This window comes from Brunnivagina elsteri CCALA 953 (assembly GCF_002289455.1).
GTDB lineage: Bacteria > Cyanobacteriota > Cyanobacteriia > Cyanobacteriales > Nostocaceae > Brunnivagina > Brunnivagina elsteri.
Map to the genome: position 1 here is coordinate 1 of NZ_NTFS01000127.1, position 15,792 is coordinate 15,792.

At 36.4% G+C, this 15,792-nt stretch carries 17 protein-coding genes and 1 pseudogene; 9 read left to right on the plus strand and 9 right to left on the minus strand.

Features of this window, described 5'->3' with window-relative positions:
• Positions 1 to 124 precede the first annotated feature (124 nt).
• From CK510_RS31750 to CK510_RS13115, 9 genes and pseudogenes are all read right to left on the minus strand, one after another.
• Positions 125 to 283: a DUF5615 family PIN-like protein gene (locus tag CK510_RS31750; protein ID WP_158224898.1), complete on the minus strand. Its 159-nt coding sequence runs from the start codon at positions 281 to 283 to the stop codon at positions 125 to 127.
• Between the two features lie 19 nt (positions 284 to 302).
• Positions 303 to 641, minus strand: a complete 339-nt coding sequence (locus tag CK510_RS13085; protein ID WP_095722127.1) for a DUF433 domain-containing protein — start codon at positions 639 to 641, stop codon at positions 303 to 305.
• Between the two features lie 259 nt (positions 642 to 900).
• Positions 901 to 987: pseudogene (locus tag CK510_RS34250) on the minus strand (dTDP-4-dehydrorhamnose 3,5-epimerase family protein); the annotation flags it as partial.
• Positions 988 to 1,007: 20 nt separating this feature from the next.
• Positions 1,008 to 1,964 (minus strand): glucose-1-phosphate thymidylyltransferase RfbA, encoded by a 957-nt coding sequence (gene rfbA, locus CK510_RS13090; RefSeq protein ID WP_095722128.1) that lies wholly within the window; start codon positions 1,962 to 1,964, stop codon positions 1,008 to 1,010.
• A gap of 81 nt (positions 1,965 to 2,045) precedes the next feature.
• Positions 2,046 to 3,125, minus strand: a complete 1,080-nt coding sequence (gene rfbB, locus CK510_RS13095) for a dTDP-glucose 4,6-dehydratase (protein ID WP_095722129.1) — start codon at positions 3,123 to 3,125, stop codon at positions 2,046 to 2,048.
• A 413-nt stretch (positions 3,126 to 3,538) separates the two neighbouring features.
• Positions 3,539 to 4,582 carry an N-acetylglucosamine kinase gene (locus CK510_RS13100; RefSeq protein WP_095722130.1) on the minus strand — a complete coding sequence of 348 codons (1,044 nt, stop codon included), beginning with the start codon at positions 4,580 to 4,582 and terminating at the stop codon, positions 3,539 to 3,541.
• Positions 4,583 to 5,117: 535 nt separating this feature from the next.
• Positions 5,118 to 5,918, minus strand: a complete 801-nt coding sequence (locus tag CK510_RS13105) for an MOSC domain-containing protein (RefSeq protein WP_095722131.1) — start codon at positions 5,916 to 5,918, stop codon at positions 5,118 to 5,120.
• A gap of 299 nt (positions 5,919 to 6,217) precedes the next feature.
• Entirely contained in the window at positions 6,218 to 7,159 is a 942-nt protein-coding gene (locus CK510_RS13110) for an FTR1 family iron permease (protein ID WP_095722132.1), read from the minus strand.
• A gap of 314 nt (positions 7,160 to 7,473) precedes the next feature.
• Complete coding sequence (locus CK510_RS13115) at positions 7,474 to 7,908, minus strand: ferritin-like domain-containing protein (protein WP_095722133.1); 435 nt, start codon at positions 7,906 to 7,908, stop codon at positions 7,474 to 7,476.
• A 526-nt stretch (positions 7,909 to 8,434) separates the two neighbouring features.
• Between CK510_RS13115 and CK510_RS13120 the strand changes: the two genes are divergently transcribed.
• The 9 genes from CK510_RS13120 to CK510_RS13160 form a co-directional block, all read left to right on the plus strand.
• Positions 8,435 to 9,100 carry an energy-coupling factor ABC transporter permease gene (locus CK510_RS13120; protein WP_245912127.1) on the plus strand — a complete coding sequence of 222 codons (666 nt, stop codon included), beginning with the start codon at positions 8,435 to 8,437 and terminating at the stop codon, positions 9,098 to 9,100.
• A gap of 201 nt (positions 9,101 to 9,301) precedes the next feature.
• Positions 9,302 to 9,616 carry an energy-coupling factor ABC transporter substrate-binding protein gene (locus tag CK510_RS13125; RefSeq protein WP_095722135.1) on the plus strand — a complete coding sequence of 105 codons (315 nt, stop codon included), beginning with the start codon at positions 9,302 to 9,304 and terminating at the stop codon, positions 9,614 to 9,616.
• Entirely contained in the window at positions 9,600 to 10,412 is an 813-nt protein-coding gene (cbiQ, locus tag CK510_RS13130) for a cobalt ECF transporter T component CbiQ (protein ID WP_095722136.1), read from the plus strand. The genes CK510_RS13125 and cbiQ overlap by 17 nt, the downstream gene beginning before the upstream one ends.
• Positions 10,387 to 11,217 (plus strand): energy-coupling factor ABC transporter ATP-binding protein, encoded by an 831-nt coding sequence (locus CK510_RS13135; protein ID WP_095722137.1) that lies wholly within the window; start codon positions 10,387 to 10,389, stop codon positions 11,215 to 11,217. The genes cbiQ and CK510_RS13135 overlap by 26 nt, the downstream gene beginning before the upstream one ends.
• Before the next feature lie 215 nt (positions 11,218 to 11,432).
• Positions 11,433 to 12,377, plus strand: a complete 945-nt coding sequence (locus CK510_RS13140) for an energy-coupling factor ABC transporter permease (protein WP_095722138.1) — start codon at positions 11,433 to 11,435, stop codon at positions 12,375 to 12,377.
• A gap of 97 nt (positions 12,378 to 12,474) precedes the next feature.
• On the plus strand, positions 12,475 to 13,119 hold the full coding sequence (locus tag CK510_RS13145) for an energy-coupling factor transporter transmembrane component T family protein (protein ID WP_095722139.1): 645 nt from the start codon (positions 12,475 to 12,477) through the stop codon (positions 13,117 to 13,119).
• A gap of 40 nt (positions 13,120 to 13,159) precedes the next feature.
• Entirely contained in the window at positions 13,160 to 13,882 is a 723-nt protein-coding gene (locus CK510_RS13150; RefSeq protein WP_095722140.1) for an energy-coupling factor ABC transporter ATP-binding protein, read from the plus strand.
• A gap of 84 nt (positions 13,883 to 13,966) precedes the next feature.
• Entirely contained in the window at positions 13,967 to 14,470 is a 504-nt protein-coding gene (locus tag CK510_RS13155; protein ID WP_245912126.1) for a hypothetical protein, read from the plus strand.
• Between the two features lie 805 nt (positions 14,471 to 15,275).
• A partial coding sequence (locus tag CK510_RS13160; protein ID WP_143289288.1) for a hypothetical protein occupies positions 15,276 to 15,792 on the plus strand: 517 nt, incomplete at its 3' end.

Sequence of the window (15,792 nt, forward strand, 5' to 3'; positions counted from 1 at the left end):
GTTCCACCCTGCGGGTAGACGCGCAAGCGGCTTCTGTAAGTAGCAAGCTACAGAATGACCGAAGAGCATTTCTTTCTGTGGAGTTCTCTAATCGAATAAAATCACGCCGATTAAGTGTTAAAAGTTAACGTTCCATAATTGTTGCAAACGCTAATACATTTTCGTCAGGTATTTTTAGGTTCGCTTTTCCCGCATCCCTCGCTGTTAAGACATCATGCCCAAAAACACGCAGAAATTCTACTACTGGAAATGGGAAATTCTCATCTGTATAAAAACGTGCCAATTTTTAAATATCCTGTATCCTAATTTTCTCGCATTACTTCATCATTTTCTCTAATAGCTTCTTCAATCTCAATCTTGTGAGCATTCGCATAAGCCCAACTATTAGCTAAATCAACAGCACTAAGACTAGGAAAAGCTTTTAATATCTCAGCATCGCTCATACCTAAATCACGGTTATTTACTAACGACCAAATGGGAATACGAGTACTTACAATACAAGCATCACCGCCACATACACCGGGTGTTTTTTCAATTCCCTGCCAAGTATTGGTCAAACTTTGAACTAATATTTGTATGGCTTGGGTTTTTTCAACGGTCGTTAATGCAAGTAGTTGTTTCTCCAGTTCTTTTAATGTCATAGCCATTCTGTTAAGCTAAAAATCTATAAAGAAAAGCACGTTTACACTAATTATAACTCTCAAGCGCCAGAGGTTAAATCTTTTCTCGATTGCGTTTCTGGGTTTGTTGGAATGTGCGATACGCCCTTGGCGTTAAGCTCCGCTTATCGCTTTTGGGTTTATGGGGAGTGTGGGATTAGCGATAATTTAGGGTGACAAGCGAAATCTTTGATACCGAATGATTGTTTTGGACAAAATGTGCCGATATACCAGCTTTTTATAGCAAAACTTGCTCATTATAGCTTTCATAAAAGAAACCGCGACTGTCTGCAAAAATCTGCTGTTCAATTATTAGTACATCGGGAATTTATGTTTAGATTACCTTCATTACAATACCTTTTTTACCTGCAATAAATCCTGCTCTAATTTTTTCTTTGCAAGACTTACATCTTTCTGTTGCTTAATTTCAGAATGTTCTTCATTATCTAAAATTTCCAGCAGATAACGACCATAGCTATTTTTAGCCATAAATTCAGCTAACTGACGTAACTTAGTTGAGTCAATATATCCCAAATGGTAGGCAATTTCTTCAATACAAGCAATTTTTAATCCCTGTCGTTCTTCTAAAGTCTGAATAAAATTAGCAGCCTGATGCAGCGATTCATGAGTACCAGTATCTAACCAAGCATATCCTCGACCCAAAACTTCTACTTGCAGTTGTCCACGTTGTAAATAAACCAAATTCACATCTGTAATTTCCAACTCACCGCGAATAGAAGGCTTCAAATTAGCAGCAATTTCTACAACTTGAGAATCATAAAAATAGACTCCTGGTACAGCATATTTTGACTTCGGATTCAATGGTTTTTCTTCAATACTAATTGCTTTTCCAAAAGCATCAAATTCAATGACACCATATTGTCTTGGGTCTTTTACTTGATAACCAAATACTAATCCACCCTCTTTCAAAGTTGCAGTTCGAGCCAATACATCTACCAATCCATGACCATAAAAAATATTGTCGCCCAAAATTAAACAAACTGGCTCATTCCCAATAAAATCTTTTCCAAGAATAAAAGCCTGTGCTAATCCCTCTGGCTTTGACTGTTCAACATAACTGAACTCTAAACCCCATTGACTACCATCTTTTAATAGCCTTTGAAATAATGGCAAATCAGCAGGTGTAGAAATAATTAAAATCTCTCGTATTCCTGCCAGCATTAATATAGATAAAGGATAGTAAATCATTGGTTTGTCATAAACAGGCATTAGTTGTTTACTAACAACATGAGTTAAAGGATAAAGACGTGTACCAGAACCACCTGCAAGAATAATACCTTTCATTTTTTTTCTCACATATTTGGGAGCAACGCGATATATTGCGTTTCTACATTGTTTGTTTACAAATGAAATTGAATTGCTATATTATTTGTTATTTTCACATCTACTATCATAATTTCGTTTAATCCAATTTTGGTATGTACCTGAACGCACAGACTCAATCCAAGCAGAATTATCCAAATACCATTGGACAGTCTTCAATAAGCCACTATCAAAATTTTCCTTTGGCTGCCAATCTAGCTCCTGTTTGATTTTACTACAGTCGATAGCATATCTTCGATCGTGACCAGGACGGTCTTTCACAAAAGTAATTAGAGAAGAATGAAGGAAATTAGATTTAGGAGCCAGTTTATCAAAAATTGCACAAATTTTTTCAACGACACTTAAGTTAGTTTGTTCATTTAAACCACCAATATTATAAGTCTCGCCAACTTTTCCTTCTTTCAAAACAAGATAAATAGCCTCGCAATGGTCAGTTACATATAGCCAATCTCTAACATTTTGACCATCTCCATATATCGGCAAAGATTTACCTTCTAAAGCATTAAGAATAATCAAAGGAATTAGTTTCTCTGGAAACTGTCGTGGTCCATAATTATTCGAGCAATTTGTAGTTAAAGTTGGTAGACCATAGGTATGATAATAAGCCCGTACAAAATGGTCTGAGGCAGCTTTAGAAGCTGCATAGGGACTATTAGGTGCATAGGGGGTATCTTCTCTAAATGCAGGGTCTGTTGGACTCAGAGAGCCGTATACTTCATCTGTAGACACATGCAAAAAGCGAAATTGCTGCTGCTTTTGAGATGAAAGTTTTTGCCAATAGGTTTTACTTGCTTCCAGTAGTTTAAATGTTCCAACGACATTAGTTTGGATAAAATCCTCTGGACTGAGTATTGAACGGTCAACATGACTTTCGGCAGCAAAATTAATGATTGCATCTGACTGATATTGTTCCAGTAAATAACTTACTAACTCTAGATTACTAATATCTCCCGACACAAAATGATAATTTTCATCGTTTTGCAGTTCAGCCAATGTTTCTAAGTTACTAGCGTAAGTCAACTTATCTAAGTTAACTACATTAGCCCACTTTTGACTTCTTGCCAGAAGAACGAAATTAGCACCAATAAATCCGGCTCCACCTGTTACTAATATATTTGGCATTTTTCTTCTAAATGATAAAATACATTTATGAGTCTAATTTTCTCTAAATACAAAAAGCTCAATAGTTAGTAACTTAGATAAAATTATTACTAATTGTGAGCATTTGTTTTGCCTTACTTTTTATGTAGATAACATAAAACCACCGAACAATATTTAAAGATTTCATGAATAGAGTATCACATATGACAAAAGATTTATGTCACCCTAAGTACCAGTCACATCTGTCTGAAAAGTCATGCGATACGTCTTTGCCGATAAGCCCTGCTTAACGCTTATTTTCATTGGGATGTGATAAGCTAAAAAGCTTCTAGATTATATATTAGTGCAGGCAGGGATACCCACCCCACAATAATTATAATAATTTGGATTATATGATTTAAATGCGGAACAGCTTAAACCATATCCACTGCTAGTTAATGCGCTGCTTTGCTATCTGACTTTTGCAAATATTGTTTCAAAGCTAATAAACCTGCACCGTAAGCTGGCTCAAATCTTGGCAGAATTACCTTTATATATGGATACTTCTGATTAATCACCTTAATAAATCTTTCACGAATATTCGATTTTCCCTTCCACACACTACCTGTCGTCACAATCTCAAAATCATCATTTCTAATTGTTTGCGGAGAGGGGTTAGGGATGTGGGGACAGAAAATTGCATCAATAACTGTAAAAGTTGCTTTTACTAATTCCCCCAGAGCATCATCAATAATCTCATTTGCAACCCCATCACCATCCACCGCAGCACTATCAACTAAAGTTGCAAAAGCTGCTATATCCTTTACTCCCATTCCACGACGATAAACAAACTCAATTAAATCTTCAATAGTTTCAAGTTGAAGATGATTTGTAAAAACATCTACCAAACTCGTTAATTCGCCCCTACCATCATAAGCTTGTATTGCTGCTTTCATGCCTGCGATCGCAATTTGGTAAGCACTACCTTCGTCACCTAAGATATATCCCCAGCCACCTACACGTTTACTAATTCCCTGGTGATTTCTCCCATATGCGATCGCACCTGTTCCCGCAGCGACAACTATTCCTACATCGCGACAAATTCCACCTACTAATGCAATCAATGCATCGTGGCAGATAATTATATTGTTTGATTTATTATCAGGTTGAATTATCTGTTCCAATTCCCACATAATAGGTAGTCTATGACTTTTTTGTAAATCATTAACTATCTTTTTTATGACTTCTATATCTCTCGGACGATTTACACCTGCTAATCCCAAACAAATGACTTGTACTTCTAAACTTTTTATTGTTTTAAGTGCTTCTATAACTGCATTCTCAATCGCTAATTCAATCGATTTAAAAGCTGCATTAATACCAATACTTTGATAGTTAGATGCTCCTGTTTCTCCACGTCCTAATATTTCTTTTTCTGCGTTCATCACAATGCAAACTGTCTTTGTTCCACCACCATCAATCCCTAATACGCAATCCATGTTTAATAATCAATATTCTTTTAGCAGCTTCACATAAAATAGTATTGTATTTCTCACTTACTTGCAATTTGCTGTGTCCTATGAGTTGATATATAATCTAAAGCTATTTAAAATATACATATAATTAAATTTACTAATTGGTTTAATGTAAAGTTTGTCAAGAAATGATGACAATCATGTTTTTGGTTAACGATTTTATAGTGCTTTGATGAGCTATGATTTAAATAATCATGGCGACGTATATTTCATTAAAGTCAATGACTTGAAAGTACTGCAATAGCGTTGTTTTATTTTTGCAATTAGCTCAACTATTGAGAAGATTAATCTAAACACTAAATACTAATTTTGGTACGGTTGACAAAAATTACGGCAAATGCAAGTAATAGTTATATCAAGTAATGGTTGTATTTAGAGTAATCCAAGAAATAAATGATCCAACTGTTGATCCTGAGTCGCTATGTAATAGACAGAGATGCTTCATTGCGCTTCGCTCCATTCAGCATGACAATTGGGCACTTTTTTACTTGGAACACTCTTAACAAGTAATAATTAAGTCTCCATTTGTAATGTTACCGTCGGAAATAATTTTCGCAACAACACCAGTTTGAGAATGTTGAAAATGCTTTGGTAAGAGCGAAAGTAAATGGATATCCCGTTCTCCGGTTTCAGGATTAACATCAATATTTAAACAACGATTAATAGGAGCGGTAATTTCAACCGTAACGCTACCAATTTTTAGATGTTTTCCAATCCAATCAAATTCACCCCATGCAGAAACACCATCAATTACGATATTTGGACGAAAGCGACGAACATCTATTTGTTTTCCGGCAATTTCGCTTAAATTATCTATTGTTGCTTGACTGACGAGGGAAATGTGAACTGGTTCGCGATCGCAGTAGCGGGTTTTGTCATATTTTCCCACTAGTTGTAGGGGTTTGATGTTTTTATTTGTGGCTGCTTGACTGGGGTGACTTGCTGCGAGATATCCAGTAAAAAAAGTGGAAATGCGATCGCGTCCTTCTGAAGTGTTTGTATTTGCGACGAGTAATTCTATTCCTTTGCGTTTAATTGTCAGATTTTCCGTTGTGGCATCATAACTACAATCTAATGCAGCTAAAGCGTGCCAGTCATTTTGCATGGCGAAGTTTTGCTTTTTCATCCACGGAATTTGCTTAGTATCATTAGTTGCTGTTGTTGTATTTTTATACATTAAAGCAAAAGCGCGATCGCCTGGTATTCCATGTCCTGTTTTGAGGTAAACGGATTCCTGGATTTGTGGCGATAATCCCTTAAATGGGTAAGTAAATAGTTGTTTGATACTAATTTTGGACATGGTGTTATGTGGGTATGGGTAAAAATGATAAGAAGGATAAAAATGATAAATATTTTGTATTTCTAATTCCTAATTCCTAATTCCTAATTTCTAATTCCTAATTTCTAATTCCTAATTCCTAACTCATAACTCCTAATTCCTAACTCCTAATATCATTTTAATATGAAGATGCATAAAATAACCCCACCGCCTGTGGCACCTCCCCTACCCTTCGGGAACGCGAAGTGCGTAAAGCAAGGGGAGGTTGGAGGAATCGAAATAATGTGCAGCTTCACAAGTAATTGGTATAACTTTCTAATTTACCCTTTTTGTGTTGCAGTATTTTTGCTGGAACTCCCACTAGTGATACTGCGAAGGTAGATACCACCGATTGAGAATAAGAAAGTTAAATAAGCCACCGCTTGTACTAAATAAAGATGCTGACGATATCCAAATAAAGATTTGAGGATAATTCCTGGAAATTCTTTGTCGGGAAGAATATTTGAAGTGTCCCAAACTAAAGGTCCCAAAATGCAGGAGTGAATGTTGGCAAACTTGTCGTAGTAGAAACACAAGTCTTCGGATGTAGAACTGCTTAATGCCAGGTTGGCAAATACTTGATCGAATTTATATAATGAACTTGAAACCAAACCAGCAACTATTAACACCAATAATATCCCCATGACTTGAAAGAATTGGCGGATATTGATATTGACTCCCCATTTAAATAAAAGTACTCCGACAGCAGCAGCAGCAGCTAAACCAGCAATTGCCCCTAAGACTGGTAATAAACCTTGTTGAAGATTGGCAGTGACGAATAAAACTGTTTCAAAACCTTCTCGGAGAACGGCGATTAAAATTAAACTAAAAACACCCCAACCTGCATTTGAATCTTGATTTAGTGCTTGATTAACTGCACCTTCGACTTGTGCTTTCATAAATCGCGCTTGCTTAGTCATCCAAATTAACATCCAACTGAGCATTGCGATCGCAATGATGCTGAATATTCCCTCAAGTGTTAATTCTATGACGGCAGCATATTCAGGATTTGCCCTAGTTAATGCATGAGTTGCCCAGTTTAAAAGCACTCCAACCAATGCACTTAAGATAATACCAACACCAACACCAGCATATACCCAAGAATTTAAATGTGATTGCTTGGCTTTTTTGAGTAAAGCTAAAACAATGCCAACAACAAGAGCTGCTTCTACTCCTTCGCGAAGTGTGATTACAAAAGTCGGTAAGGCAGTACTAAAATTCATATTAGTTAATGATTAATGGTTAGTAGTTACGGCAGATTTTAGGTAAATACAGTTCTCAAGTCTAGACGAGGTTTGATAGTGGATCGGTATTGAGTTACCAATAATGAGTATTTTGTATTTGGAGTGAGTGACTAATTAGTTATCAATAGTAATTACTTATTTATTGTAACTAATTAATCAACAACTATTACCCACTAACTAATAACCACTAACCATTAGACATCTGCGAAAATTAATTATGCGTTGCCCAGAACCTTTGTAGAGAAGTAGCATTACTACGTCTCTACATCTTTTCCGGAGATGTCTATTAATAATTAACCAAAGTCACGCAGCATTTTTTTCAATTCAACATTATGTAACTCTTCTTGCCCAATCATGGTTCGAGCATATTCTTCTAAATAGATACTGGCATTGTCAACAACTCCAAGTAAATCTTTATAAAGACTGAGTGCTTTCTTTTCATGGGACAAGCTTTCTTCTAAGATGTCCTTAACTGCATGATTATAGGTTTCTTCCATTGCTGCTATTTTCAAGCTGGGATGTCCATCTAAACCTGTGAGAATTTCCCCAGCTTGTTGAGCATGAAGTAAGGATTCACTAGCTTGTGCTTTAAAAAAAGTCACGATGGGAATGCGATTTGGACCAGTCACCATCAACGAATAGTGAGTATACCGCACAACCCCTGCTAGTTCAAATTCCATGATGGAATTGAGTAGATCAATAGCTTTTTTTTGGTCGAGTTCTTGCATGAGCCGTCAATTCACTTTACACAACATTCGCGACAAACACAGCATTTCGAGTCAACATATACAGCGATGATGTCATCATTATCACAAACCATGCTGATTCTTTATGCTTATCGAGTTTCTTCGCTTTTCTAATTTTAACCCCTGATTGAATTAGAAACCCGATTTTTAAACGAAAAATTAAGGGTTACAGGTGATGATATTCGCAAAAAGCCGTGAATATATGGTCTTTTTGAGAATCTTGCCAGATGCCCGTAATGTTGGTTTTGTCTGTAAATCTATTTTTATCGAAAAAAATAATGCGATATAGCTTTGGCATTAAGCTCCACTTATCGCTTTAGTTAAGCTGCACTAACCCATCTTCAGAAAAATCAATTAACATCTATTGATAGTGCCAGCAAAATGAAAAAGTATGTCAAGAATTATTCCCACTTTCATCCATAAAATTAAACATAAGTCTCGCTGGTTTGTTTCCATTGCCCTACTAAGTTGCTATTTTATCGTGACTTTAGCCCAACCAGCTTACGCAATGCATATTATGGAAGGTTTTTTACCTCCCCAGTGGGCAATTTTTTGGTGGATAGTCGCTTTACCGTTTTTTGTGTTGGGGTTACGTAGTTTGACACGCATTACCAAGGCAAATCCTGAACTCAAACTGCTTTTAGGACTAGCAGGAGCATTTACGTTTGTGCTGTCAGCGTTAAAAATCCCATCGGTAACGGGTAGTAGTTCCCATGCTACGGGTACAGGGTTAGGAGCAGTGCTATTTGGTCCCTTGGCGATGTCAGTATTGGGAACTTTAGTTTTGCTATTTCAAGCTTTATTACTAGCGCATGGTGGTTTAACTACCTTGGGAGCCAATGCATTTTCAATGGCGATCGCAGGACCAATTGTAGCTTATTGGGTATATCGTTTTGTCATACCTACAGGAAAACAACGACTGGCGATATTTTTAGCTGCAAGCATCGCGGATTTGGTGACTTATCTTGTCACTTCGATACAGTTAGCTTTAGCTTTTCCCACAGTGACTGGTGGTTTTTTTGCTTCTTTTGTGAAATTTGCGGGAATTTTTGCCGTTACCCAAGTACCATTAGCAATTAGTGAAGGTTTATTAACTGTCCTGGTATGGAATTGGTTATCTAGCTATGGTACTCAAGAACTGGAAACTTTGGAGTTAATTAAACAGGAGAAATAGAGAATAGTCAATATTGCTTGAACAGATTTAATAGTACATTTTATCGTGCTGGCTAGAAATCCTGGTGATGTATTTTTAGCGTGAATTAGTATCCGAACTATAAATTTGGGATAGAACGTACTACTATTTAAGTCGAAACTGGTCATTTTTTACTACCTTACAATTTAAAACTTTGTTGTGAATAAAAACGAGGATGGAATTATGAGTAAATCAAAAAATAAATTAAATAACTGGTTATTAGTTTTTACAGTAGTAATTTTAGCTATGACTCCGTTAGTAATACTAAAAGGTGCAGAATTTGGCGGTTCTGATGATAAAGCTGAAGGTGTAATTAAAGAAATAAATCCCCAATATAAACCTTGGTTTAATTCATTGTTTGAATTACCTAGTAGTGAAGTAGAAAGTTTATTATTTGCCACACAAGCTGGACTAGGTGCAGGTTTTGTTGGGTATGTAATTGGACTATATAAAGGACGTAGCGAAAAGCAACAACATCAAAATGACAATACAGATTGATTCTTTAGCATATACTAATCGTTTGCGATCGCTACCACCAGGACACAAGTTATCTTTTGCAGGTTTGCTGTTGATAATTTCTGCTGTTTCTCATCCATTAGTACAAATTTTAATTGCAGCTTGGATGAGTATTTGGACTGTGGGTTATGCTGGTATTCCAGCTAAAACTTACTTTAAATTAGTTTATGCGGCGATTTTTTTTTGGTTGACTAGTTTACCTGCATTAGTGATTAATGGTACAGATTTAGCACATCTTAGTTTAATTGAAAATGATTTGATTGGCGGTTTAAATATCGGTTCCTATTATTTATATATAAGTCATCACGGGGTTATCCAAGCAGGAGCTATTTTTACACGTGCGATCGCATCACTTTCATGCTTATATTTCATCATGCTCACGGTTCCATTTAGTGAGCTTTTGCAAACCCTCAGAAATATTGGTTGCCCTGTATTAATCACCGAAATTTTATTATTAATGTATCGCTTTATTTTTGTACTGTTAAATACAGCAAATGAGATATGGATTGCTCAAAAAGTTCGTGGTGGGTATCGTAATTTTAGTACTAGTATGAAAAGTTTAGCGCTGTTAATCGGGCAGTTACTCAAACGTACTTTAGAAAATTATCGTCAAGTTTTACTGAGTTTAAAATCGCGGGGTTTTACTGGGGAATTACAAGTTTGGAATTCATATCGCTATCGACAGTCTAGTCGTTATTCAATTGAAGCAATAACTGGCATCATTTTCCTAATCGCATTAGAATGGGTTGAAAATGGAAGAATATTTACTAGAGTTTGAAGAGGTATATTATACCTATATTGGTACAAAAGCATCTGCGCTTAATGGTCTAAATTTAAAGATTCCCAAACACAAAAAGTCTGCTTTAATCGGTCAAAATGGTTGTGGTAAAACCACATTTTTTTTATTAGCAAATGCTCTCTATAAACCGCAGCAAGGAAATATATTATGGCAAGGGAAAGCTATTAAATATGATTCTCGCTCTTTGCAGAGATTGCGTCAACAAGTTGGACTAGTTTTTCAAGACCCAGAACAGCAATTAGTCGCTGCAACTGTGGAAGAAGATATATCTTATGGTTTATGTAATTTAGGAATCCCAAATACAGAAATTGCCCAGCGTATAGAAGCAATTTTATTAGAATTTGGATTAACTGAACTTGCTCAAAAACCAGTTCACCATCTAAGTTTGGGTCAGAAGAAGCGGGTTTCTATTGCGGATGTAATGGTGTTAGAACCTGAATTAATCTTATTAGATGAACCTACTGCTTATTTAGATAGGTTGCATACTCGTAATTTAATCAATACCCTTAATAAAATTCATAATTCTGGTACGACTATATTAATGGCTACCCACGATTTTGATTTAGTTTATCGTTGGGCAGATTGGGTTTTTGTTATGGATAATGGTAAATTAATAATTGAAGGTACTCCCAAAGATATATTTAATCAGCAAAAATTATTAGCTGATTTACAACTTGATGCTCCCTTAATTCATGAAATATTTTCTGTTGAAGTAAGTCAGGAAGAACAGTTATTCTTAGAACGTTTGCGTCAACGAATATTAAATTTGTTTGATTATAGATAATTTAAACTAAAAATTAATTTCAATAAACAAACCTTGATATTCATAAAACAAAGTATATAAAAGCACCCTTAAACCTAATGTCAATTCCTCTTTAGAAATACTAAATATCCCCCTAATGGGCATTGAAAATAACATAAAATTTTTGTTTCTCTTAATTGGAGATACCAATCATTTCGTGATATTGAGTATAAAATAAGATAAATAGGGGTAACATTATGCATATTCCTGATGGGTTTGTGTCACCATCGGTAGCTGCGATCGCAGGAGTAACGAGTGTTGTTGCTTTGGCAATAGCGGCAACACGCTCTCAAGAGGCTTTTGGGATGCGTCGGGCACCAATTTTAGGTTTGACGACAGCGTTTATTTTTGCCGCACAAATGATTAATTTCCCTGTGGCAGGTGGTACAAGTGGACATTTGCTAGGGGGAACTCTAGCCGCAATTATCTTGGGAAGTCCTTGGGCAGGAACATTGTGCATTGCGACGGTATTAATTATTCAAGCAGTGCTATTTGCAGATGGAGGAATTACAGCCTTAGGTGCAAATATTGTAAACATGGGAATTGTTGGGGTTTGGGTTGGTTGGGTTTTAACCCAAACATTACAGAGGCTATTTGGTGGTTCTAAGACTCGTTTACCCCTAGCTGCGGGAATTGGTGCAGGCATTAGCGTTGTCGTTGCCGCAGTCTTTGCATCAATCGAATTAGCGTTGTCGGGAACTTCACCTATCAACATTGTTTTACCAGCAATGACAGGAATTCATATTTTGATTGGAGTTGGTGAAGGATTAATTACAGGTGGAGTTTTAACTTACCTTGCCAATGCCAGACCAGATTTACTTCCAGGGGAACAAGGTGAATTTAAAGGTTGGTTAGTACCCATTGTGAGTATATTTCTAGTGGCTGGATTATTATCGTTATTTGCCTCCTCATCCCCCGATGGTTTGGATTGGGTAGCACAACAAACAGGATTTGAGAAACTAGGAGAAAATGTCAGGGTTTCCATCCCAACACCATTTGCAGATTATACAGTACCAGGATTAGACAAAATTGGTACAAGTATTGCTGGACTAATTGGTTCCCTAGTTTGTTTTGCGATCGCATTTGGTTTTGCCAAAGTTATGGGAAATATCGATTCCACCAATACAGAAAGAAGAATCTAAGTAGAGACGACCCACTGGGTCGTCTTTCTTATACAAATACATAACAACCCAGCGGATTATCTGTACGGAATTCAATACATACCCAATTTCAAATGTTATGCCTAACTTAAATTTGCGGTTATATATCTCCCTAATAATTGTGATTGGCTGTGCATTTCTCAAGCTAAACACTTGGCATCTGCTGGGTATTTATGGCGCGATCGCACTTCTTTGGTCAATACTTTTGCGCGTTAAAATCCCTAAGTTAGCAGCTTTAGTCGGTACGGAATTGATATTTCTATCGTTTGTCGCATTACCTTTGGGTTGGGAACGTGCAAGTTTTATATTAGTGCGTTCGTTAATTTGCTTGTTAACGATGAATAGTTTTTTGTTAACATTACCCCCTCACAGTTTTGGTATCGCATTAAAATCTTTACCATTACCAAATGCATTTAAACAAAACTTACTACTAGCGGGGCAATACCTAGAAATTCTGCTCGACGAAGTACAAAGAATGCAACGCAGCGCTCAACTAAGAGGATTAAACGGAACCGCTAATTGGTTGCGTTATGCCAGTGCATCAATGATAGGTGCATTATATCTTCGCAGTTTAGAGCGTGCTGAACGTGTTTATGCCGCAATGATTGCACGTGGTTATACAGGAGAAATGCCAATCGATGCAGACTTGCAACCACAAGAAATTTTTGTAATTACCGCAATCATCGGATTAGCTCTTAGTTTGACTGTTGCTTCTTGGATTTAGTAATATTCCCAATCCCCCAATCCCCAATTCCTAAATTAAAATGTCACAACCAGTATTAGTCGTTCGCGATTTAGTATATGCATATGCAAAACATCAACCAGTATTAAATGGAATTACGTTTAGTTTACAATCAGGCGATCGCGTGGCTTTAATGGGTGCTACGGGTTCAGGTAAAAGCACTTTACTCGAAAATATGATGGGACTCAAACAACCCCAATCTGGAAAAATTTTAGTAAATAATATACCTGTCGAAACACCAAATTTAGCTCAAATACGTCGATTTATTGGCTTTGGTTTCCAAGATGCCAATGACCAATTATTTATGCCGACTATTTTAGAAGATATTACCTTTGGACCCCGAAATTATGGAGTTGCAAATGCGATCGCAATCGACAAAGCACGGGAACTATTAGCTGAATTTGGTTTAGAAGCTTTTGCCAATCGCTCTGCACACGAACTATCAGGGGGGCAACGTAGACTCGCAGCACTTGCCACTATCCTCGCCCTGGAACCTGATATACTCATCTTGGATGAACCAACTACAGGATTAGACCCTGGATGGCGACGGAAGCTCGCACAGGTACTATTAAACTGGCAAGGAAAAGTCTTGCTGATTGCCTCCCATGATTTGCGATGGTTGGGAAAAGTTACGCAACGAGCGTTAGTTTTGTCCCAAGGGAAAATTGCCATAGATGGGGAAATTCAGCCACTTTTAAAGGATGCTGTAACACTAGAAGGTCTTGGTTTACCTGTAGATTGGTAATTAAATCACCCCGATGGAAATCTTATCGAAATATCAAATTATCAGAACAATAATTAAAACACCTAAATCATCGGATACTATAATTTGGGATTTAGTGGTTATGGACGGTTAATTTTGGTATCACATAAGTATATTATTATTCCCGTAAGCTTGGGTATCGCTTTCTTACTAGCTAGCTGTAATGAAACCAAAGTAACTCAGTGCGAACGCTTGATTAAAGAAGTTAAAGTCGGAACATCCCTTTTAGAGAAAAATAAAGGGGCACAAGTAACAACTAGTCTTCAACTTGCCAAAGATTTAGAAGGAGTTACTAACAAAGTTCGCGATTTGAATTTAGGAGATGAAAAACTCAAGGAGTATCAAAGCCGTATTGTTAAGGTTTATGAAGCTCTGAGTCAAAATATTGGCAAAGCTGGCAAAGCGTTAGGTTCGGCAAAAACTGCCCAAGCTTCAACTGCTGGAAGGGAAACAATTCAAAAAGCACGGGAAAATATTAACTCTGCATTGCAAACCGCAGCAAATTCAGCTAAGGAATTTGATAGTTCGGTTAGCGGGTTAAATGACTATTGTAGTAAACCGGAATCTTAGGATTTTGGATTGTAGATTTTAAATAGTGGGATGGGCATCTTGCCTGTCCTCTTTTTTATTTAGATATAAAACTAGCACAGCATGGCATAAATATGCCTACCATTTAGTGCTTGAATTTAGTCCTCTTTTAGAGGACTTTCGCTATTAGACAGAGGTTTATAACCTCTGGCTCTGACGGGTTTGGTATTCACAATAGTCGGTTTACTTGCGCCGTGTTGTACTAGTATGGGGTGACAGAAATCAACCATTTCAAAACTTAATTAAAAGCTTATACCTTCTGCCCTGCGGCAAGTTCGGAATAACACCTTGTGGCTTCTGCGATCGCACAAAAATATGCTGAATTAATCGGGTTGTATCATGCTAAGTTTTTCTTCTATTTATTGATTAAAATGTAATGCATAATTCAACAAAACATAACTATAAATTATTATAATTTAATTAGAATTGCTGAGTGATATTAACGTGCTGTTTGTCTAATTTGCTCAAGTGTCAATGTTTGTTAATTTCTAATTTTAAAAATTAGAAAAAGAATAATTTTGAACCATGCTAAACCTAGTTTACTTTGAGAACTGTAGTTTTTAGCGTCATATTTTGAAATTGCATCTTGCAGAGTAGTTAAGACTGCTCGGTTAAGAGCTAAATAGTTGAAAAAGTATCTACCTACGTCGTAATAACGCAACAGAATAATCAAAACTCAGTTGTTCTGAAATGAACCAGGTTTATTTTAATACCCATCTGAAAAAGAATGGGGCAGATATTTGATGTGTATAAAAATGATTAATTTGGCAAAATAAAGGAGACATAAATGTTCTTTTTTGACCCTGGAAATATAATTAATATCCCTGAATATAGTGTAATGCATCTACAAGTTGAATTTGATTATAAAATCAATGTCAAAGGTCATCAAAAAGCAGTACGTGAAAAAGCAGGTTTTGAATCTGGTTCGATAGGAAGCAAGGAAAGTAAAGCCCAAACACTAATCAAACAATTGTCTGCATTAGGAAACGAAGAATTAGAAATTGGTCTAGATTTTAGACCAGTTCCATTTATAGATAATCAAAGACATACAAGTATATTTATTCGTCGTATTCCTCAATTAAATGATAAAGAAACTACTCAAAACAATGACTTTCTTGGAGTTGTAGAAGCCTTTGGTACACGTTATGGAAATATTAAGGATTCACTTGTTCAATATATATCTCCTGATGGCAATTTAAGAACAATGATTATTGTGTCCAACTCCAAATCATTAATACTTCCAGATATTCGTCTCAATTATTATTTATCTCTTCCCGGAGACAGACCAGAAGAGCATTCCAATA